This is a genomic window from Bradyrhizobium cajani (genome assembly GCF_009759665.1).
Classification (GTDB): domain Bacteria; phylum Pseudomonadota; class Alphaproteobacteria; order Rhizobiales; family Xanthobacteraceae; genus Bradyrhizobium; species Bradyrhizobium cajani.
In genome coordinates this window covers 1-20,073 of the sequence record NZ_WQNE01000063.1, presented here as the reverse complement: position 1 = coordinate 20,073, position 20,073 = coordinate 1, and the positions used below count along the sequence as shown (strand labels likewise).

The following is a 20,073-nucleotide window of genomic DNA, read 5'->3' as shown; positions in this document are numbered from 1 at the left end:
ACACGGGGTGGATGAGGCGCCCGTGTCGGACGCAGGATCCACGTGAGATCGGCCTCAGGTACTCAAATCAGTAGCAGGTGCGAACGCGGCCGACGTACTGGCCGAAGGCGTTGTACTGGGCGACCCAGCCGCAGCGGCGATAGCCGTAGTAATAGGGGTCGTTGCTGGCGGCGATCGCGGAGCCGACGACGGCGGCGGTGGCGATGCCGGCGCCGACACCAAAGACCCAACCGGGCTGCTTGGCTTCGGCCGAGGAGGTGGTGGACACGATGCTGCCGGTCACGGTGAGGGCAGCGAGAGCTGCGGCGGCAATCCTGGTCTTGATCGACATGTGAAATTCCATCCGGGTTGAGGCGGTCCGTTGCGGCCCGCGTGCCCAGTTGGACGGAGGCTCTTCGCGTCCGGTTCGAAAGCCGCAAAGGCGGTCCCGGAGCGATGCTCTTTCCTGAGTGATTCCAGGAGGATGTGCGTTAGCCGAGGGGGCCTTTGGCGAGCCTGTTCACGTCGAAGTTATCGACCTCGGCGAGCAACTCGCAGAAGGCGCGTGCGCCCTGATCGATCAACTGCTCGCCCTTTTCTGTTGCGGCCAAGGTCGCATTGCCGACTGCGCCGCTGGCATGGAGATCCTGCGCCTGCCAGGCGAATGGCGCAGGCCGTTGTGTCGAGAGCCAGCGATATTGCTGCTCCAGCGCGATGCTGCTCGCGGGAAAATCCGCGATCGCATCCTTGCGCACCTGGTCGGGATAGCGCGCCAGCATGATCGAGGTCTCGACCGCGCCGCCGTGAATGCCGTGGCGCACTTCGTCGGCCGGGAACAGCCTGTCGGCGCCCGACAGGCGCGACCACGACGTCGTCACCACGAACATTTTTTGGTGCGCGCGCAGATCCTGCGCGACCAGCATCATGGCCGCGCTGTTGCCACCATGGCTGGTGATGATGACGAGCTTCCTCACACCGCGCCGCGCGACGTCCTCGCCGATTCCCGTCCATCGTTTCAGCGCCACCTCGCTCGGCAGCGTCTGCGTGCCCGGATAGTCGATATGCTCGGTGGAAATCCCGACCGGCTCGACAGGCAGGAAACTGGCCGGAACGTCCGCCGGCAACAGCTCGCGCACGCGGGCCAGATAGGCGTCCGCGATCAGCACGTCGGTCTCAAGCGGCAGATGCGGGCCGTGCTGCTCGGTCGCCGCCAGCGGCAGCACCGCGATCCAGCGCGACGCCTCCGCAGGGGCAGCATCGGCCCAGCGAATCTCGGTCCAGTCGCGGGACGGCATCATCGAGGTTTCTTTGCCCGAATTTGTCACGTAATTTGGGGTTATGAGGGGACGCGGGCCAGGCCGGCTCGCGTCCCCTGATATCTTGCGGTTTTATCGCGTTGGTTTGGTATCGGCTAGAAGCGATCGACGGAGTCCCATCATGACCCCCTCTCATCTGCGGCGAACGTTAACGGCGGGCTTGATGGCCGCTCTGGTCTGCAGCGTCCCGGCGCGCGCCGAGACCCTGGACAAGGTCACCTTCGGCACCAACTGGGTCGCCGAGGCCGAGCATGGCGGCTTCTTCCAGGCGGTCGCCGACGGCACCTACAAGAAGTACGGGCTCGACGTCAACATCGTCCCCGGCGGTCCCAACGAAAACAACCGCATGCTGCTGATCGCCGGCAAGATCGATTTCTTCATGGCCGCGAACACGCTGATGTCGTTCGACGCGGTCGCCAACAACGTCCCCGTCATCACCATCGCCGCGGTCTTCCAGAAGGATCCGCAGGTGATGCTGACGCAGCCGGATGCCAAGGTCGCCAAGATCGAGGACTTGAAGCCGCTGACGCTGTTCGTCTCCAAGGAGGGCATGAGCAGCTACTTCCAGTGGCTGAAGTCCGAATATGGTTTCAGCGAGAAGAACGTCCGTCCCTATAATTTCAATCCGCAGCCCTTCATCGCCAATCCCAAGAGCGCCATGCAGGGCTACGTCACTTCCGAGCCCTTCGCCGTCGAGAAGGCCGCCGGCTTCAAGCCCAACGTGCTGCTGCTCGCCGATTACGGCTTCAACACCTATTCGACGCTGATCGAGACCCGCCGCGAAATCGTCGAGAAGAAGCCCGACCTCGTGCAGCGCTTCGTCGATGCCTCCATGATCGGCTGGTACAATTACATCTACGGCGACAATTCCGCCGGCAATGCCATGATCAAGAAGCTCAATCCGGAGATGACCGACGACCTGCTCGCCTATTCCGTCGCCAAGATGAAGGAATACGGCATCGTCGATTCCGGCGACAGCTTGAAGAACGGCATCGGCGCCATGAGCGACGAACGCTACACCTCCTTCTTCAACAAGATGGTCAAGGCCGGCGTCGTGAAGAGCGATCTCGACTTCCGCAAGTCCTATACGCTGCGCTTCGTCAACAAGGGCGTCGGCGTCGAACTGCGCCCGAACAAGCCATAGCGCATGCTGAGGTTAGACCACGGTGGGTCGGCATCGCTCACCTCTCCCCGTTGGGGAGAGGTGAAAATTGCGGCTCGACCGAGTCACGCAAGAGCCAGCGATCAATGGTAGCGAGCAAGCCTTCGCCTGGAGTCGAGGCCAGCCTGACGGCTCTCGCCGTCAGCCTGCGCGGCGTGACGAAGGTCTATGACAACGGCGTCATGGCGCTCGGTCCGCTCGATCTTGCCGTCCGCAAGGGCGAGTTCATCTCGCTGCTGGGTCCATCCGGCTGCGGCAAGTCGACCGCATTGCGGCTGATCGCAGAGCTGAGTGCGCCGTCGTCGGGAATCGTGCGGGTGGCGCGCCACGAGGGCGTGCCGCAGCCGGGCCACGGCATCGGCTTCGTGTTCCAGGAGCCGACCCTGATGCCCTGGACCAGCGTGCGCGAGAACGTGCGGCTGCCCTTGAAGCTCGCAGGCGTGCCGAAGGCGGAGGCGCGCACGCGTGCCGACGCGGCGCTCGCCAGCGTCGGGCTCGCCGATTTTGCCGAGGCCTTTCCGCGCGAATTGTCCGGCGGCATGAAGATGCGGGTGTCGCTGGCGCGCGCCCTCGTCACTGACCCCGATATCCTGCTGATGGACGAGCCGTTCGCGGCGCTCGACGAGATCACGCGCTTCCGTCTCAACAACGATCTGCTCGCGCTGTGGCGCAGCCTTCGCAAGACCGTCATCTTCGTCACCCATTCGGTGTTCGAATCCGTCTACCTGTCGCAGCGCGTGGTGGTGATGACCGCGCGGCCCGGCCGCATCCAGGCCGACCTCCGCATCGAGACGGTCGAGCCGCGCGGCGAAGAGTTTCGCACCTCGGCCGCCTATTCCGATTATTGCCGACGCGTGTCGGCCGCGCTGGCGCCGTCCTATTCGGGGCAGTCGACACTATGAACGCGCAAGCTGCCGCCGCAAAACCGTCGGGCGCGCAGCGCGCGCTGCGTTTCGTGCTTCCCGTCATCGTGTTCGCGGCCGGACTGCTCGCCTGGGAACTCGTGGTCCGCATCAGGGACATCCCTCCTTACGTGCTGCCCGCGCCCTCCGTCATATTCCTGACGCTGATCAAGGACTGGGCGGTGTTGTCACAATCGCTCGCGACCACGCTGTTGACCACGCTCGAAGGCTTTGTCGCCGCCAGCATCGGCGGCATCGCGCTGGCGCTCCTGTTCAACCAGTCGAAATGGGTCGAATATTCGCTGTTCCCCTACGCCGTCGTCCTCCAGGTCACGCCGGTGATCGCGATTGCGCCGCTGCTCCTGATCTATCTGGAGCAGCAGACCGCGGTCGTCGTCTGCGCCTTCATCGTTGCCTTTTTCCCGGTGCTGGCCAACACCACGCTCGGGCTGAACTCGGTCGATCGCAATCTCGCCGGCCTGTTCCAGCTCTATGGCGCCTCGCCGCCTCAGACCCTGCGCTTTCTGAAGCTGCCTGCGGCGCTGCCCTACATCCTCGGCGGCCTGCGCATCGCCGGCGGCCTGTCGCTGATCGGCGCGGTCGTGGCGGAGATCGCGGCGGGCACGGCCGGTGCCGGCTCCGGGCTCGCCTACAGGATCGCCGAATCCGGCTATCGATTGAACATACCCCGCATGTTCGCGGCGCTGCTTTTGTTGTCGCTTGCCGGGATTGTCATCTATGGGGTGCTGGCGCTAGTTTCCCACCTCGTTTTACGGCGCTGGCATGAGAGCGCGCTTGGAAAGGAAAGCTGATGTCTACCGGTTCGATTTCGTCCGAAAAGATCGATCTTTTGATTTATGGACCGGTGCGGCCGATCCTCGACAACGGTTTTTCCGATCATTTCGTCGTGCACAAGGCCGAGACCCGCGGTGACCTCGAGCGGCTGACGCCGGCGATCCGCGAGAAGATCCGCGGCGTCGCCGTGACGTATCACACCGTGCGCGCCGACAAGGATTCGCTGTCGCAGCTGCCGAAGATCGAGATGGTGGCGAGCTTCGGCGTCGGCTACGACCACATCGACGCCAAATACGCGGCCGAGCACAACATCATCGTCACCAACACGCCCGACGTCTTGACCGAGGAGGTCGCCGACGTCGCGATGGGCCTGTTGATCTCCACCTTGCGGGAATTCATCAAGGCCGACCGCTACGTCCGCTCCGGCCTCTGGCAGACGCAGAACTATCCGCTCAGCGTCGGCTCGCTGCGCGACCGCAAGGTCGGCATCGTCGGCATGGGCCGGATCGGCCAGGCGATCGCGCGCCGGCTCGATGCTTCGCTGGTGCCGGTGGTCTACCACTCGCGCAATCCGTCGAAGGATGTCGCCTACAAGCACTATCCCGACCTGATCGAGATGGCGAAGGCGGTGGACACGCTGATGGTGATCGTGCCCGGCGGCGCCAGCACCAACAAGATGATCAATGCCGAGGTGCTCAAGGCGCTCGGCCCGCGCGGCGTGCTGATCAACGTCGCGCGCGGCTCGGTGGTCGACGAGCCGGCGCTGGTCCAGGCGCTGAAGTCCGGCACCATCCTCGCCGCCGGCCTCGACGTGTTCGCGGCCGAGCCGAACGTGCCCGACGAGCTCAAGTCCATGCAGAACGTCGTGCTGCTGCCGCATATCGGCTCGGCCTCGGTGGTGACGCGCAACGCGATGGACCAGCTCGTCGTCGACAACCTCAAGGCCTGGTTCGCCGGCAAGGCACCGCTGACGCCGGTTGCGGAAACGCCGTTTAGGGGGCGCTGATGAGAGCTCTTCGGGGCGTTGCATTCGCCGTCGCGGCCCACTTGGCCGCGATCGGCATCGCGCAGGCGCAGGATGCGACGACCCTGAAGAAGGAGATGCCCGGACAATGGGAGCTCTCGACCACCGAGCGCAGCAAGACCTGCGTGGTCACGCTCAAGGCCGACGCCGCGGCGCAGGGCTACAAGCTGGAGCTGGAGCCGGCCTGCAAGACCGCGCTGCCTTTCACCAAGGCCATCGTTGCCTGGAGCGTCAAGGGCCTCGACATCGTCCGCCTGCAGGATGCGACCGGTGAAGCCGTGATCGACTTCACCGAGGTCGAGGCCGGCATCTTCGAAGGCCTGCGGCAGGGCGAGGGCGTCTACATCCTCCAGGATCTCGCCGCCGCGCGTTCGATGGCCAAGTCGATGGACCAGATGATCGGCGACTGGGCCATGGTGCGCGGCAACGGCCAGCCGGTCTGCGGTTTGACGCTGACCAACACCGAGGCGGGCCCCGATAATTTCCAGGTCTTCCTCAAGCCGAAATGCGATCCGGCGATCGCGCAATTCAACCCGACGCAATGGCGGCTCGAGCGCGGCCAGATCATCCTGATGTCGAAATCGGGCGATGCCTGGCAGTTCGAGGCCGATGACAACGCGCAGTGGCGGCGCGTCCCTGATACCGCCGATCCCCTGATCATGCTGCGCCAGTAGGCGACGTCCGCGGCTGCGCGGAGTCGTCATGCTCCGGAGCGGAACGGCCTTCTGTTGACCGATAGAGCCGGGGGCTCCTCTTAACCTCGCCCGCTTGCGGGAGAGGTCGGCGCGAAGCGCCGGGTGAGGGCTTTCTCCTCTTGGGGGTTGTCTCGTTGTGGAGACACCTCTCCCCAGCCCTCCCCCGCAAGCGGGGGAGGGAGTGCATTTCTCCCGGAGATGCACCCGAGCCCCGATCTCACCGCTCTACGTCATCGGCTTGGGCGGCGGCGCGGTGCCCTGCGCCCATTTCTCCATCTTGCCGAGCACGCCCCAGGCCGCGAGCGCCAGCGAGATCGGCATCGCGAACTGGCCGAGGCCCGGCACCGCCGACACGATCATCCCCAGCAGTCCGGTAATGCCCCCTGCAGTCGGGCTCGCGGTCACCGACGAGAGCAGCGCGGTGATCAGCGAGCCGCCGATGCCGAGCGCGGTCTTCTTGCCGTCGAGCAGCTTGCCGACGGTCTCGCCGAGCGCGCCGTTGACCTGGCCGAGGGCGGGCTTGCCGCCCTTGCTGAGCAGCGTGCTGAGCAGGTCGACGACCTGTTTCAACTGATCGACGGGGGCGGGGTTGGTCGGGGTCACTGGTCCTGGCATGGGCGTCGTCTTGTTGATGAGGGAGAAGAGCCGTTCGAACAGGCTGATCGGATCGCTGGTGGAGGGCGGTATGATCACTGGCGGTATGCCTCCCTGTGGTGTGCCGCCCTGTGGCGCGCCGCCCCGCATGATCTGCGCGAGATCTTCCAGCCGCTTCAGGACATGGGACAGCTCGCCGCTCCGCACGGAGCCTCCGGTCTGCGCCGCCCGCGTGATGGCCGCGACCGTGGCCGCGTCGAGAAGCCCGGTGTCGCTCAGGCCGTTCTGCTGCTGAAACTGCGAGACCGCGGTCCTGGTCTTCGGTCCGCTGATGCCGTCCTCGGCGAGCGGCGGATTGGCGCCGAGCTTGTTGAGCGCCTGCTGCATGAGAACGATCGTCGATGCCGCATCGTCCTCGGGCTCGGCGCGCCCCGCGAATTGCGGGCCGCCGTCGAGGGTGATCGAGGAATCGAGCGCCATCATCGCATGCAGGATCACCGCCGTGCCGAGTTGCGAATCGACGTGGTTCGGATCGAACACATGGTCGCGGACGAATTTGCCGGCCCTTGCCTCGGGCGGGCCATACAGCGTCGAGCCGCCGTACAGATAGGGCGAATTGCAGCCCTTGGCGTGATAACCGAAGCCGTTGAACGCCTCGAGCCGGAACAGAATCCGCGCGATGCCCCAGTCCTGCGCGCCGATGAAATTCTCGACCCTGAACGCGTCCACGGCGCCGTCCACGAAGGTGGCAAACGGTCCGCGCCCTTTCGGAACGATGGTCGTCACCCGATGAAGCGACTCGCCATTGCCGAGATAGGTGTCGAAATTGAAATTGGACTCGCGGTAGTGGCAGAGGGCGGTGAAATACCAGGGGACGCCGGTGAGCCGCTCGATCTGCTGATAGGTCGCCTTGCCGTTGAGGGCCTTGCGTGCGACCGCATTGGCATCGGGGAGGCGCGAAGGCCGGATCTCGAGACTGGTCCAATTCCGTTCATATTGGTTTTTCAAACCCGCGAATGACACCATTTTCCGCTCCCGCAAATTGATGAATTATCGAATCTCTATGCAACTCAAGGTGAATCACCTGCCGTGACTCCAGCGTGATCTCCGGTAAATCTGGCAGGTCGCCGGCTCGGCGCATGTGAAATGGATTACAGCCTCTGCGGGAAATCAGCGGCAGCACCGGGCTCGTCGCGTCACTGCCGGGGAACCGGCAGGGTCGTCCGTCCGTTAGCGATGCGGACGGTCCGGCAAGGAGCCTGCATGGCCAAGCGTGTCCTCGCGATCGGTATCGAACCCGGCAATGCGGACTACAGCGCATTCCCGCAGCTCACGCCGGAGCATGTCCGCAGCTACATCGAGGCCCAGCTCCTGCGCCTGCGCGGTCTCGGCTTCGAGGTCACGAGCTGCCTGATCGATCTCGATACGACTGCCGAGGCCGTCGTGACGGCGGCGCTGCGCGACGAGACCTTCGACTGCATCGTGATTGGTGCGGGCCTGCGCGAGCCGAAGGAGCGCCTGCTGCTGTTCGAGAAGGTGCTCAACCTGGTCCACCGCCTCGCGCCCAATGCCGCGATCTGCTTCAACACCACACCCGCCGACACCGTCGAGGCCGTGCAGCGCTGGGTCGATCCCTGAGACGGAATCGGCGGGCCCGCGGCGCCGGCAATTTGTCTGGCCCGAACCGGCCTGTGGCGCTATGACTCGCCTCACCACAGGGAGGGCGAGCATGCTTCGAGGTCTGCGCATTGGAAGTTTGGGAATCGCGGCCTGTCTGACGGTCGCGATGGCGATGCCGGCGCATGAGGCCGCAGCCCAGGACGCCATCGGCGGCGCGATCATCGGCGGTGTCGGCGGGGCGATCCTCGGCGGCGCGCTCGGGGGAGGCCGCGGCGCCGCAATCGGCGCCGTCGTCGGAGCGGGCACCGGCGCCGCGATCGCTTCCGAAGGCGAGCGCCGCCGCTCCGGCTACTACGCCTATCAGCGCGGCTGCTACATGCAGCGCCCCGACGGCTATTACGTCCGGGTCGATCACAGATATTGCTACTGAGCGATCGGCGCGATCCGAACCGGCATCGGCACCTTCGCGTGCCGACAAGGCGATGCCTAGATCAACCGCATCCCCCGCAGGCTCGCATGCCCGCTCTTGCCGACGATGATGTGGTCGTGCACCGCGATCCCGAGCGGCTTGGCGATGTCGATGATCGCCTTCGTCATCTGGATGTCGGCCTGCGAAGGCGAGGGATCGCCTGAGGGGTGATTGTGGACCAGGATCAGCGCGGTCGCGGAGAGTTCGAGCGCGCGCTTGATCACCTCGCGCGGATAGACCGGGGTGTGGTCGACCGTGCCGGTCTGCTGCACCTCGTCGGCGATGAGCTGGTTGCGCTTGTCGAGGAAGAGCAGGCGGAATTGCTCCTTGTCGGCGAACGCCATGCTGGAGCGGCAATAGTCGATCACCTCGTTCCACGACGACAGCGCGTTGCGGCTGTTGACCTCGCCCTTGGCGACGCGATGCGCCGCCGCCGCGATCAGCTTGAGCTGGTTGATCGCGGATTCGCCGATGCCGTCGATCTCGCGCAGCCGGGCGACAGGCGCATGGACGACTTCGGCGAACGAGCCGAACGCCTTGATCAGGGTCTTCGCCAGCGGCTTGGTGTCGCGCCGCGGCAGCGCCGGAAACAACGCCATCTCCAGGAGCTCGTAGTCGCTGAGCGCATCCGCGCCGGCGCTGTAGAAGCGCTCGCGCAGCCGTTCGCGATGGCCGTGATAGTGCGGCGGGTCCGGCTCGGGCGCGTTGGACGGCTGGCTGGGCTTGGCGGGCATCGCGCGCCAGCATTGCCGCGGACCGCCGCTTTTGCAACCGCCAATTGCGGTGAAATCAGCGGCGCGGCTTCAACCCCGGCACCAGCGCGGCCAGCCGATCCTTGATGGGCCTGCCGAACATGCCGGCGGGCGGCGGGCCCGGCGGAGGTCCGTTGCGCAGTCCCGGCGGCGGCGCCGCGGCGCGCCCGACCGTCGCCTCCGCGCGGCGGTCGACGCCGAGCGTCAGGCTCGCGACGTAACGGTCGCGCTCCTCCTTCACCGCGCAGAAGGCGCGATGTTCGGGATCGGAACGTTCGATGACATGGTCGTTGGCGTTGATCACCATGCGCTGCCGCGCGCGTCCGCCGTAATCGGGCACGCGGGTGTAGATGAACTCGTTCAGCGCGTCGGGCAGGAAGGTCTGCCCGGTCAGCACGGTGCGGTCGTCCAGAAACACCTTGAAATGGATATGCGTGGTGCGGCCGTCATACCAGCCGGGATAGATGGTGTTGAAGGACACCCAGCCGGCCGCGTCGGTCGTTTGCGTGCCGCGCAGGAACGTCTGGCTCGACGCGTCGATGTTGTGCGCATCGCCCTGGCCGGGAAACGCCGAATACAGCCCCTTGGCGTCGCAATGCCAGATATCGACCCGTGCGCCGCCGATGGCCGTGCAGGGCCCGGCCTCGATCACGCGCAGCCGCAGGGTCAGCGGCACGCCGGCCTTGCCTTCCGTGACGTCGGATCGAACCAGCTTCGGGTCCGAATAGAACGGCCCTTCGTCCGCCTGCGGCGTCAGGATGCAGGCGGGCTCATCGCTCGTCGCAGCAGCAGCGGCGCGGCCCGGCAACAGGCCGGCTGCACTGGCCGATACGAAACCGAGGAATCCGCGACGCGTCGACGTGCCCACTTCATTGCTCCTGTCCGACTTCCGAGAGATCGTCATCGGCAGGCAGGATGGCAAGATCGGGCTGCGATGATGGCGGCAATCAGCCCGGACGTGTCCGGCCGTTTCCGGCGGGCGCGGGAGCCGTGACGGCGATCACTCCGGTGACAATGAGCGCCATTCCGGCGAGACTGGACCAGGTCGGCTGCTCGCCGAGAAACGTCATGCCGAGCGCCACCGCGAACCCCGCCCGCAGATAGCTGCCGCTGGTCGTGCCGAGTGGGCCGAGCGTGCGGATCAGCCGGAAATAGATCACCATGGCAAGGGCGGTACAGACGACCGCGAGGGCGACGACCGCGGCGATGGCCTGTGCCGGTGGCGGCGCCAGCGTCCATGGCCGCTCGACCATGGCGGCCGCCGGGAGCATCAGCGTCCCGGCGCAAAGCATGGCTCCCGCTGCGGTGACGATCGCGGGAAGGTGCGAAAACCGCTGCCCCCAGATCGGCGCGAGCGCGTAGCAGAGGCTTGCGCCCAGCACCGCGGCCTGCGCAAGCGGCGCGGCTGTGCCGATCCCGGAGAGTGCGTCGACGCCCATGGTCACGGTCACACCGGCAAGGCCGAGCCCGACGCCCATGATCTTCCGGCCGCCGACGGTCTGCCGCCCGCGCGCGGTCAGCATCGTGATCACGAGCACGAACATCGGTGGTGTTGCATTCAGCACACCGGCCAGTCCGCTCGCGATATGTGCCTCGCCCCAGCTGATCAGGGTGAACGGCAGCGCACTTTGCAGCAGCCCCTGCACGAGGAAAGCCGCCCAGACCGATCCCCGGCGGGGAAGGGCGTGGCCCTGTGCGACGGCGACGAGAAGCAAGAGCATCGCCGCGATCGTCACCCGGACCGCAACCATGGTGAATGGCGGGATCGTCGGGATCGCCAGCTTGATCAGCGTGAACGAGCTGCCCCAGATCAGCGAGAGCAGCAGCAATAGCCAGATCTCCGGCGCGAGACTGGTTTGCCCTGACCTTGCCTGTGCTGCCTGCGTGCTCATGTGACCTGCTCCCGGATCGATCGGGACCATGATCCGGAGCGGCGCGACAGGCTGGCCGAATTCGGACCTCATCGTCCGACCGAGTCCGGTTTCGGCTACTCGGCGGGCGGCGCGCGCATTATCCTCCCGTCATGGCGACAGGCCCGGCGCATCGGCAGACGCTGCCACCGCATCTCGACTGGGAAACCTGCGACCGGGCACGCCTCGCGCGCGCCCGCGCGTTCGATGGCCTGTTCTTCTCCGGCGTGCGATCGACGCGCATCTATTGCCGGCCGGTGTGCCCGGTTCGTCCCGCCCGTTCCGAGAACGTCACCTTCTATGCGACCGCGGCCGCAGCCGAGCGGGCCGGCTTCCGCCCGTGCCTCCGTTGCCGGCCTGAGACGGCACCGGGGTCGCCGGCCTGGGTGGGAACGGCCACCACGGTTGCGCGCGGGATGCGCCTGATCAACGAGGGTTTCCTGGATCGGGCCTCCATGGCGGAGCTTGCGGAAGCTCTGGGGATCGGGCCGCGCCATCTGCTCCGTCTGTTCATGCGCCATGCCGGCGCCAGTCCGAGCGAGATCGCAGCGACGCGGCGCGTGCAGGAAGCCAAGCGATTGATTGATCAGACCAGCATGACCTTGGCGCAGATCGCCTTCGCGGCAGGGTTCGGCAGCATCCGCAGATTCAACGATGCATTCGTCGCAACGTACAAGCGGCCGCCGTCGTCGTTCCGTCGCAAGCGATAGGAAGTTTGGTTGTCATTCCGGGGCGCTCGCGTCAGCGAGCGAACCCGGAATCTCGAGATTCTCAGGTGCGCAAGCGCGCACCAGAGTTCGCTGCTGCGCAGCGCCCCGGAATGACGGGGTATTACAACCCGATCTGCTTCTCGCCGTGCCGCTCCGACAGCGTGAAGATCTCGACGCCGGTGGCGGTGACGCCGACCGAGTGCTCGAACTGCGCCGACAGCGAGCGGTCGCGGGTCACGGCGGTCCAGCCGTCGGAGAGGATTTTGACGTGCGGCTTGCCGAGGTTGATCATCGGCTCGATGGTGAAGAACATGCCGGGCTTGAGCTGAACGCCCTCGCCGGGGCGGCCGATATGGATGATGTTCGGCTCGTCGTGGAACAGGCGTCCGAGGCCATGGCCGCAGAAATCGCGCACCACGCTCATGCCCTGCGGCTCGACGAAGCTCTGGATGGCGTGGCCGATGTCGCCGGTGGTGGCGCCGGGCTTCACCGCGGCAATGCCGCGCATCATCGCTTCATAGGTCACCTCGATCAGGCGCTCCGCCTTCCGCGCGATCGGGCCGATCGCATACATCCGGCTGGAATCGCCATACCAGCCGTCGACGATGAAGGTGACGTCGATGTTGACGATGTCGCCCTCTTTCAGCGGACGGTCGCCGGGCATGCCGTGGCACACGACGTGGTTGAGCGAGGTGCAGGTCGAGTAACGGTAGCCGCGATACATCAGCGTCGCCGGATAGGCACTATTGCTGAAGGCGAAGTCGCGGACGAAGTCGTCGATGCGCGAGGTCGGCACGCCGGGCCCGACGATGTCGGTGAGCTCGTCGAGGCACTTGGCCACCAGCGCTCCCGCCTTGCGCATGCCGGCAAAGGCGTTCGGCCCATGCAGCTTGATCTGTCCGGTCTTGCGCAGCGAGGTATCGGTGGCTTCGATGTAGCTCATGCTTGTGCGATCTTCCGGGGCTGGTCCGATGTCGGCGGAAAGGCTTGATTTCAGGCCCTAATTTAATGATTGCGGGCCTTCATGCAAGCCAAGCCTCCATCATGCGCCCGAAAGCGGGCTCAATTCGGGACTTCTACGGTGGTTTCGACCGGCAGCGCGCCGCCGCGGATGCGGATTTCGCGGACGGGATAGGGAACCCGGATGCCCTCGCGCTTGAAGGCGTCCCACAGCGCCAGCATCACGTCGCTCTTGACCGTGTCCATGCCGTCGGGGTCGGCGATCCAGAAGGTCAGCGAGAATTTCATCCCGGCTTCCGCGAACTCGGTCAGGATGCAATTCGGCGGCTTGCCCTTCTGGGCGCGCGGATGGGCGGCGGCGGTCTCGGCGGCGAGCTTGCAGACCAGCTTGGGGTCGGCGTCGTAATTGGTGCCGAAGGGAATCTTCACCAGCGTGTTCTTGTCGGTATAGGTCCAGTTGACCACCTTCTGCGTCACCAGATCCTCGTTGGGGACCAGGAATTCGCGGCCGTCGCCGGCGGCGACGGAAATATAGCGCGTCTTCATCGCGCTGATGCGCCCGGTGTTGTCGCCGATGGTGACGAGGTCGCCGGGCTTCACCGACTTGTCGGCGAGCAGGATGATCCCCGAGATGAAGTTGGCGACGATCTTCTGCAGGCCGATACCGATGCCGACGCCGACCGCGCCGGAGAACACCGCGAGCGCCGAGAGGTCGATGCCGACGGCGCCGAGCGCAATGACGATTGCGACGGCCAAAAGCCCGATGCGGATGATTTTGACCAGCAGCACCTGTACCGACGGCGTCAGATCGGTGGTCGCGTTGATCCGGCTCTCGGCGAAATTGCTGGCGATGTTGGTCAGCCACAGCGCGATGATCAGCAGCGCGCCGGCCTTGATCGCCAGCAGCGGCGTCAGCCGCAAGCCGCCGAGCACGATCGCGAAGGAATCGAGCAGTTCGACCGTCGCATCGAGCTGGCCGACGATGGAGAGCGCCGCGACGAACCACGCCGTGATCGACACCAGCTTGACGATGAAGGCATTGCGCAGCACCGACGTCACGAGCCGGATCGCGAGCCAGGCGAGGCCCAGCTTGGCGGCGACCATCAGGAGATAGCTGCGGCTCGGCCAGGTCGCGTGAGACATCACCACGCGCGAGATGATCACGAGCAGGGTGAACACCGCGGTCGAGGCGGTGCTCGCCATCACCCGGGCGAAGTGCCGGAGCGGCAGCGGCCAGCCTATTGCCAGCGACGTCATGTCGAGGCGGTTGCGAACGCCGGCCTCCGCGGCGTAGGCGATGCCGGCCGCGGCCAGAATGAGGCCGAATTGCAGGTAGAACCAGGGCGAGGAGAATTCCGCCCCGACGCTGCGCGCGGTGGTCTGCACGAACTCCATGAAGTCCTTGAGGTCCATGTCCATCTGGGCGGTCTCGTCGGGAAGCGGGCGGGAGGGCTTGATTCGAGGGGCCGCAGAATCCCACAAAGGGTGCGGCCGGGCCATCGATACACCGCTAAGTGAAGCGCGTTAAGGGGCGCAAAACACGGCAGATTGCCGCGAGCGGGAGAAAATGGGTTGGCGCGCGAGTCTGCCGACGATAAGGATGCAGTTCCAGCGAATTGTACCCGGAAGGTGGATGGCTTCCCTCGACTCCGTCAGTCTCGCGATATTGCTCGGCGCCGTCCTCGTCATGGCCGGCATCCTGTCCAGCCTGCTCGCGCTGCGCTTCGGTGCACCCCTGCTGCTCGTCTTCCTTGTGATCGGCATGCTGGCCGGCGATTCCGGGCCCGGGCAGCTCCAGTTCGACGACGTGCGCACCACCTATCTGGTCGGCTCCGTTGCGCTCGCGCTGATCCTGTTCGACGGCGGCCTGCGGACGCGCTTTGCCAGCATCCGCACCGTGCTCGCGCCTTCCGTGGTGCTGGCGACCGTCGGTGTGCTGCTGACCGCGCTGATCACGGCGCCGTTCGCCAAATACGCGCTCGACCTCAACTGGTCCGAATCCCTCCTGGTCGGTGCCGTCGTGGCCTCGACCGACGCGGCCGCGGTGTTCCTGCTGGTGCACACCCAGGGCTTGCGCCTGCGCCCGCGCGTTGGCGCGACGCTGGAAGCCGAATCCGGCACCAACGATCCCTTCGCGATCTTCCTCACCCTCATGCTGGTCGAATACATCTCGCTGGGATCGAGCTCGCCCGGCCATGTGTTGGTGGAGTTCGTCCAGGAGGCGGTGCTGGGCGCCATCGTCGGTGTGATCGGCGGGCGTCTCGTCGTCATCGCGCTCAACCAGGTCGCGCTGCCGCAGGGCCTGCATGCGCCGTTCGTGACGACAGGCGCGCTCGTGATCTTCGGCGGCTCGCAGATCATGCATGCCTCCGGCTTCCTCGCGGTCTATCTCGCCGGCATCATCATCGGCAACCGGCCGACCCGCGCGCATAATTCGGTGGTCGCGTTCCTCGATGCCGCGACCTGGCTGGCGCAGATCGTGATGTTCGTGCTGCTCGGCCTCCTGGTGTCGCCGATCCGGCTCGGCTCGAGCGTGCTGCCGGCCGTCGCCGTCGCGCTGGTGCTGATGCTGGTCGCGCGGCCGCTCGCCGTGTTCGCGTGCCTTGCGCCGTTCCGCTTCAACTGGCGCGAGAAGATCTTCATCGCCTGGACCGGCCTGCGCGGTGCGGTCGCGATCTTCCTGGCGTCGATCCCGATGCTGGTCGGCCTGTCCAAGGCCTATCTCTATTTCGACGTCGCCTTCGTCGTCGTCATCATCTCGCTCTTGCTGCAAGGCTGGACCTTGGCGCCGGCGGCGCGCAAGCTGCACGTGGCGCTGCCGCGCGCCGAGCGCGGCCCGCGCCGCGTCGAGCTCGATCTGCCCGGCCAGCTCGAGCAGCAGCTGGTCGGTTATCCGGTGCGGCCCAAGAGTCTGTATTTCCGCCGCGGCCTGATTCCGTCCTGGTCGAAGCCGACGCTGGTGATCCGCAACGAGAACATTCTGACGCCGACGGAGGCCGATCCGATCGCGCCGGGTGATTACATCTACCTGCTGGCGCCGCCGGAAAAGGCCGAGGCGCTCGACCGTTTCTTCGTCGACATGCAGCCGAGCTCGGCGCCCGATCCGCATCTGCTCGGCGACTTCATGGTCTCGGGCGAGCACACGCTCGCCGAGCTCGCCGAGATCTACGGCGTGAAGATCGGCGAGGACGAGGGCAAGCTGACCCTGGCCGACTATTTCGACGTCCATCTCGACCGTGCGCCGAAGGAGGGCGCGGAGCTCGCGCTCGACACGATCGTGCTCGTGGCGCGCTCGATCTCCGGCGGCCGCGTCAACGTCATCGGCCTGCGCCTGCCCGAAGAAGACGAGACGCCGGCGCCGCTGACACGCAGGCAAGCGCTGCGGCGCAAGCTGGTGGATTTGTGGACGTCGGTGGCGGGGGTTTAGATCCTCCGCGGTCATTCCGCATTCAGCTTGACGCGACGAACGAGCCTCAGGCTCGTCGTTGCGAGCGCAGCGAAGCAATCCAGAGTCTCTCGGCGGAAAGATTCTGGATTGCTTCGCTGCGCTCGCAATGACGGTGTTATTGGAAGCGCTGTAACTCTACGGCGAGATCGTGACCCTCTGGAACAGGAGCAGCAATCACCAGAGAACCGCCACGAAATCGCCGCAACCGCTGAAATTTTCAGCCGTTTCGTGAAGACGCTGACCGGAACGCTCCGCCATGCCGCTCGTTCTTAGCCGCGTAGCAAGCAACGTATTCGACAGGAACAATCCCATGCGGAAACTCATCTTGCCGGCCATCATCGCGGTCGGTCTCGGATCGGCGGCACCGGCGATGGCCTATGACACCGGCGATCAGATCTCGATGCAGGCTGCGCTCGACGTCGCGACCGATCTCGGCGTCATGACCGTCTCGCATACCCAGTTCGCGGGCGATGAATGGCAGATCGAGGGCCGCGACCGCACCGGTCGCTGGATGGAGGTCGACGTCGATGCCCGAACGGGCGAGGTCCGCAACGTCGATCGCGGTTGGTAGCTGTTCGTAGCCCGGATGGAGCGAAGCGAAATCCGGGACCGCTGCGTCTGCGCGGGAGAGTCCCGGATTACGCTGCGCTCCATCCGGGCTACACGCGCTTTAGCTCAGCACCTTCACCCCGCCGAACGAGGTCACGCGGCCCTGCTTCAGCATCACGATCTGCGTGGCGAGCTGGCGCAGTTCGGCGACGTCGTGGCTGACATAGACCATCGGCACGTTGGCCTCGTCGCGCAGCCGCACCAGATAGGGCAGGATCTCGAGCTTGCGGCCCTCGTCGAGGGCGCCGAGCGGCTCGTCGAGCAGCAGGAGGCGGGGCCTGGACAACAGCGCGCGGCCGAGCGCGACGCGCTGGCGCTCGCCGCCGGAGAGCTTTCCGGGGCGGCGATCCTGCAATGCGCCGATGTCGAGCAGGTCGATGATGCGCCTGTGCTGGGCCGGATCGGACGGCAGGCGGTTCATCCGCCGGCCGTAGTCGAGATTCTGCGCCACGCTGAGATGCGGAAACAGCCGCGCATCCTGGAACACGTAGCCGATGCGGCGGCGATATGTCGGCACGTGGATGCCGGCCGCGGTATCGTCGACGGTCTCGCCGTCGATCACGATGGTGCCGCGGTCGGGATGCACAAGCCCTGCGATCATGTTGATCAGCGAGCTCTTGCCGGCGCCCGAGGCGCCGAACAGGCCGGTGACGCGGCCCTCGCTGGTGAATGTGGCGTGCAGCGAGAATTCGCCAAGCTGCTTTTCGACATCGACGCGCAGCATGGTCAATTCCCGTGCAGCCGCGCGGTGGCGCGGCGGGCGAACCATTCGGCGGCGATCAGAGCGCCGATCGCAAGCACGATCGAGACGATCACCAGCCGGCCCGCGGCGGCGTCACCGTCGGGCGTCTGGATCAGCGAGTAGATCGCGGAGGAAATCGTCTGGGTCTCGCCGGGAATGTTGGAGACAAAGGTGATGGTGGCGCCGAACTCGCCGATCGCCTTGGCGAAGCCGAGCACCATGCCGGCGAGCACGCCGGGCAGCGCCAGCGGCAGCGTCACCGTGAAGAACACTTTCCACGGTGCCGCGCCAAGCGTCTCGGCGGCCTGCTCGAGCCGGCGGTCGATCGCCTCGATCGACAGCCGCATCGGGCGAACCAGCAGCGGAAACGCCATCACGCCGCAGGCGAGGGCAGCCCCGGTCCAGCGGAACGCGAAGACGATGCCGAGATAGTCGGCCAGAAACGCGCCGACGAGGCCGCGGCGGCCGAAGGTGAGCAGCAGCAGATAGCCGGTGACGACCGGCGGCAGCACCAGCGGCAGATGCACCAGCGCGTCGAGCATCGATTTGCCCCAAAAATCCTTGCGGGCAAGCAGCCATGCCAGCGCAATGCCGAACGGCGTTGCGACCAGCGTGGCGATGACGGCGACCCTGAGCGAGAGCAGGATCGCCGTCCATTCGGCGGCAGAGATGTCGAGCATCAAGTCATAAAATCAGGTCGTAAAATCAAGTCGCGGGAATCAGGTCGTCGGGCTGACCAGGAACTTGAAGCCGTATTTTTCCAGAATGGTCTTGGCGGCCGTGGAGCGCAGGAAGGCGAGATAGTCGCTGGTCCCGTCCTTCGCGGTCGCGGTCGCCGCGACGGGATAGATGATCGCGGGGTGCGAATCCGCCGGGAAGGTGCCGACGATCTTCACGCCGGGCTCGACCTTGGCGTCGGTGGAATAGACGATGCCGAGCACGGCCTCGCCGCGCGCCACCAGCGTCAGCGCCGCGCGCACGCTCTCGGCCATGGCGAATTTCGGCTCGGCCGCCTGCCAGGCGCCGAGCTTCTCGAGCGCGGCCTTGGCATATTTGCCTGCTGGCACCGACTTGACGTCGCCGGTCGCGATCCTGCCGTCGCCGGCGAGCTTGGCGAGATCAAAGCCTTGCGCGATGCTGACGTTGTCGATCTTGGAGTCCTTCGGCGCGATCAGCACGATGCTGTTGCCGAGCAGATTGACGCGGGTGGATTCGTTGATGGTCTTCTTGGCCGTCGCGTAGTCCATCCAGTCGGTGTCGGCGGAGACGAACACGTCGGCCGGCGCGCCCTGCTCGATCTGCTTGGCGAGCACCGAGCTTGCGGCATAGCTGACGCTGAACTTGACGCCGGTTTTGGCGGTGTAGGCGGCGTCGATCTCGTCGAGCGCGTTCTTCATCGAGGCCGCGGCGAACACGGTGATGGTCTTGTCCTCGGCGGCGGCGGGCGAGAGGCCCGCGCCCGCGACGATGAGGAAGGCGGTGAAAAGTCCGGCAATACGAATCATGGGTAGCGCTCCGTGCGAGCTTACGCGCGCATGCGCGCGCAAATCTGGCGTTGGGTGAGTCTGATGCGACGGGCGGAAGCGCTGTTCCACGTGTCCTTGCGACGGCTTACGGCCGGCAGGGATATCGCTGCCGGCGAAGATAGCAGGCCGGGGCGTCACGTCAAAGGCGCCTATTCCGCCGGCAGGATCGCGATCGAGAGCGAATTCTCCCTGGCGCCGCTGACCTGGAGCACGAAGGGCTGTGCCGACAGCTGGTATTTCACGGTCTTGCGGATGCCGTCGCAGTCGGTCGCGCCGCTGAAGGCCGCGGGCTTGAGGACATGCCCGTCCTGGACCACGTCGATCCAGGCCCCCGAGGACAGGCTGATCGTGTAGAGCCCGGCCTTGGGCGCCTTAATGCTGGTGAAGCCGGCAAAGGTGCCGTCCTTCGGCGCCCGCTCCGGCGGCGTCGGCAGTTTCGCATCGCCAGGCGCGACCAGTCCCAGCGTGATGGCCGTTGACGGCAACGTCGCCTGCTCGCTCCCCGAGGCGAGCCTGGCACGATCCGGCGCGACCAGCGCCGCGCGTTCGCGTTCGATCGGCCATTTGAACTTGTCGCAGCCGCTGGGCTCGTCGGCGGCGAGGGCGGAGGTCGCACTGAACGAAAGCGCAGCGAGGAAGGTGAGGACGCGCATGTCATATCTCATCGTTGGCCACGCGAAGGATGCGGGCTTGCGGTCAGGCTTGTTGAAGACAAGGGATGCGCATCCCGAGATGCCACAGGCTTACGGCCCGGCGGCGAGGTGATCCTAGCGCAGCTATGTGCTGCACACCAGCAATGCTCGTCATCCCGGATCTGCGCTTACGCTTGTCCGGGACGACGGCGGAGTATTGGCACGCAG

Annotated in this window: 23 protein-coding genes; 10 read left to right on the top strand and 13 right to left on the bottom strand. The window is 65.9% G+C overall.

Going from position 1 to position 20,073, the window contains the following annotated elements; translation table 11 throughout:
* Nucleotides 1-67: 67 nt before the first annotated feature.
* Both GPL20_RS37670 and GPL20_RS37665 read right to left on the bottom strand, forming a co-directional pair.
* Entirely contained in the window at nt 68-331 is a 264-nt protein-coding gene (locus tag GPL20_RS37670; RefSeq protein ID WP_167533382.1) for a hypothetical protein, read from the bottom strand.
* Between the two features lie 139 nt (nt 332-470).
* The gene (locus tag GPL20_RS37665) at nt 471-1,277 is read right to left on the bottom strand and encodes a creatininase family protein (RefSeq protein WP_157337653.1); all 807 of its coding nucleotides are present in this window, start codon (nt 1,275-1,277) and stop codon (nt 471-473) included.
* Between the two features lie 139 nt (nt 1,278-1,416).
* Here GPL20_RS37665 and GPL20_RS37660 point away from each other — a divergent pair, with 139 nt between their 5' ends.
* The 5 genes from GPL20_RS37660 (at nt 1,417) to GPL20_RS37640 (ending at nt 5,852) form a co-directional block, all read left to right on the top strand.
* Nucleotides 1,417-2,439: an ABC transporter substrate-binding protein gene (locus GPL20_RS37660; protein ID WP_157337651.1), complete on the top strand. Its 1,023-nt coding sequence runs from the start codon at nt 1,417-1,419 to the stop codon at nt 2,437-2,439.
* A gap of 104 nt (nt 2,440-2,543) precedes the next feature.
* Nucleotides 2,544-3,359: an ABC transporter ATP-binding protein gene (locus GPL20_RS37655; protein WP_157337649.1), complete on the top strand. Its 816-nt coding sequence runs from the start codon at nt 2,544-2,546 to the stop codon at nt 3,357-3,359.
* On the top strand, nt 3,356-4,171 hold the full coding sequence (locus GPL20_RS37650) for an ABC transporter permease (RefSeq protein ID WP_157337647.1): 816 nt from the start codon (nt 3,356-3,358) through the stop codon (nt 4,169-4,171). The genes GPL20_RS37655 and GPL20_RS37650 overlap by 4 nt, the downstream gene beginning before the upstream one ends.
* Nucleotides 4,171-5,160, top strand: a complete 990-nt coding sequence (locus GPL20_RS37645) for a 2-hydroxyacid dehydrogenase (RefSeq protein WP_157337645.1) — start codon at nt 4,171-4,173, stop codon at nt 5,158-5,160. The genes GPL20_RS37650 and GPL20_RS37645 overlap by 1 nt, the downstream gene beginning before the upstream one ends.
* Complete coding sequence (locus tag GPL20_RS37640) at nt 5,160-5,852, top strand: AprI/Inh family metalloprotease inhibitor (RefSeq protein WP_157337643.1); 693 nt, start codon at nt 5,160-5,162, stop codon at nt 5,850-5,852. The genes GPL20_RS37645 and GPL20_RS37640 overlap by 1 nt, the downstream gene beginning before the upstream one ends.
* A gap of 246 nt (nt 5,853-6,098) precedes the next feature.
* Here GPL20_RS37640 and GPL20_RS37635 read toward each other — a convergent pair whose 3' ends face one another.
* Nucleotides 6,099-7,493, bottom strand: a complete 1,395-nt coding sequence (locus GPL20_RS37635) for a peptidoglycan-binding protein (RefSeq protein WP_157337641.1) — start codon at nt 7,491-7,493, stop codon at nt 6,099-6,101.
* 237 nt (nt 7,494-7,730) lie between these two features.
* Here GPL20_RS37635 and GPL20_RS37630 point away from each other — a divergent pair, with 237 nt between their 5' ends.
* Together GPL20_RS37630 and GPL20_RS37625 are read left to right on the top strand one after the other, a co-directional pair.
* Nucleotides 7,731-8,105: a hypothetical protein gene (locus tag GPL20_RS37630; protein WP_167533381.1), complete on the top strand. Its 375-nt coding sequence runs from the start codon at nt 7,731-7,733 to the stop codon at nt 8,103-8,105.
* A gap of 91 nt (nt 8,106-8,196) precedes the next feature.
* Nucleotides 8,197-8,517, top strand: coding sequence for a YMGG-like glycine zipper-containing protein (locus GPL20_RS37625; protein ID WP_157337639.1), 321 nt, complete (start codon nt 8,197-8,199; stop codon nt 8,515-8,517).
* A gap of 56 nt (nt 8,518-8,573) precedes the next feature.
* Here GPL20_RS37625 and radC read toward each other — a convergent pair whose 3' ends face one another.
* The 3 genes from radC to GPL20_RS37610 form a co-directional block, all read right to left on the bottom strand.
* Entirely contained in the window at nt 8,574-9,290 is a 717-nt protein-coding gene (gene radC / locus GPL20_RS37620) for a RadC family protein (protein ID WP_157337638.1), read from the bottom strand.
* 55 nt (nt 9,291-9,345) lie between these two features.
* On the bottom strand, nt 9,346-10,176 hold the full coding sequence (locus GPL20_RS37615; protein WP_254125450.1) for an intradiol ring-cleavage dioxygenase: 831 nt from the start codon (nt 10,174-10,176) through the stop codon (nt 9,346-9,348).
* A 79-nt stretch (nt 10,177-10,255) separates the two neighbouring features.
* Nucleotides 10,256-11,200, bottom strand: coding sequence for a DMT family transporter (locus GPL20_RS37610; protein WP_157337636.1), 945 nt, complete (start codon nt 11,198-11,200; stop codon nt 10,256-10,258).
* A gap of 131 nt (nt 11,201-11,331) precedes the next feature.
* Between GPL20_RS37610 and GPL20_RS37605 the strand changes: the two genes are divergently transcribed.
* Complete coding sequence (locus tag GPL20_RS37605; protein ID WP_157337635.1) at nt 11,332-11,928, top strand: bifunctional transcriptional activator/DNA repair enzyme AdaA; 597 nt, start codon at nt 11,332-11,334, stop codon at nt 11,926-11,928.
* 121 nt (nt 11,929-12,049) lie between these two features.
* On the opposite strand, the gene map is transcribed toward GPL20_RS37605, so the two are convergent.
* Nucleotides 12,050-12,871: a type I methionyl aminopeptidase gene (gene map, locus GPL20_RS37595; RefSeq protein WP_157337634.1), complete on the bottom strand. Its 822-nt coding sequence runs from the start codon at nt 12,869-12,871 to the stop codon at nt 12,050-12,052.
* Between the two features lie 119 nt (nt 12,872-12,990).
* Nucleotides 12,991-14,307, bottom strand: a complete 1,317-nt coding sequence (locus tag GPL20_RS37590) for a mechanosensitive ion channel family protein (RefSeq protein ID WP_167533380.1) — start codon at nt 14,305-14,307, stop codon at nt 12,991-12,993.
* A 214-nt stretch (nt 14,308-14,521) separates the two neighbouring features.
* Between GPL20_RS37590 and GPL20_RS37585 the strand changes: the two genes are divergently transcribed.
* Nucleotides 14,522-16,315 (top strand): potassium/proton antiporter, encoded by a 1,794-nt coding sequence (locus GPL20_RS37585; protein ID WP_157337633.1) that lies wholly within the window; start codon nt 14,522-14,524, stop codon nt 16,313-16,315.
* A gap of 195 nt (nt 16,316-16,510) precedes the next feature.
* Here GPL20_RS37585 and GPL20_RS37580 read toward each other — a convergent pair whose 3' ends face one another.
* Nucleotides 16,511-16,648 (bottom strand): hypothetical protein, encoded by a 138-nt coding sequence (locus GPL20_RS37580; protein WP_157337632.1) that lies wholly within the window; start codon nt 16,646-16,648, stop codon nt 16,511-16,513.
* On the opposite strand from GPL20_RS37580, the gene GPL20_RS37575 reads away from it, so the two are divergent.
* Complete coding sequence (locus tag GPL20_RS37575; protein WP_157337631.1) at nt 16,647-16,907, top strand: PepSY domain-containing protein; 261 nt, start codon at nt 16,647-16,649, stop codon at nt 16,905-16,907. The two genes, GPL20_RS37580 and GPL20_RS37575, sit on opposite strands and share 2 nt — an antisense overlap.
* Nucleotides 16,908-17,006: 99 nt before the next feature.
* Here GPL20_RS37575 and modC read toward each other — a convergent pair whose 3' ends face one another.
* From modC to GPL20_RS37555, 4 genes are all read right to left on the bottom strand, one after another.
* Nucleotides 17,007-17,669 (bottom strand): molybdenum ABC transporter ATP-binding protein, encoded by a 663-nt coding sequence (modC, locus tag GPL20_RS37570; protein ID WP_157337629.1) that lies wholly within the window; start codon nt 17,667-17,669, stop codon nt 17,007-17,009.
* A gap of 2 nt (nt 17,670-17,671) precedes the next feature.
* Nucleotides 17,672-18,367 (bottom strand): molybdate ABC transporter permease subunit, encoded by a 696-nt coding sequence (gene modB / locus GPL20_RS37565; RefSeq protein WP_157337627.1) that lies wholly within the window; start codon nt 18,365-18,367, stop codon nt 17,672-17,674.
* Nucleotides 18,368-18,406: 39 nt separating this feature from the next.
* Nucleotides 18,407-19,192 carry a molybdate ABC transporter substrate-binding protein gene (gene modA, locus GPL20_RS37560; RefSeq protein WP_157337625.1) on the bottom strand — a complete coding sequence of 262 codons (786 nt, stop codon included), beginning with the start codon at nt 19,190-19,192 and terminating at the stop codon, nt 18,407-18,409.
* Nucleotides 19,193-19,362: 170 nt separating this feature from the next.
* Nucleotides 19,363-19,866 (bottom strand): hypothetical protein, encoded by a 504-nt coding sequence (locus GPL20_RS37555; RefSeq protein WP_167533379.1) that lies wholly within the window; start codon nt 19,864-19,866, stop codon nt 19,363-19,365.
* Nucleotides 19,867-20,073 lie beyond the last annotated feature (207 nt).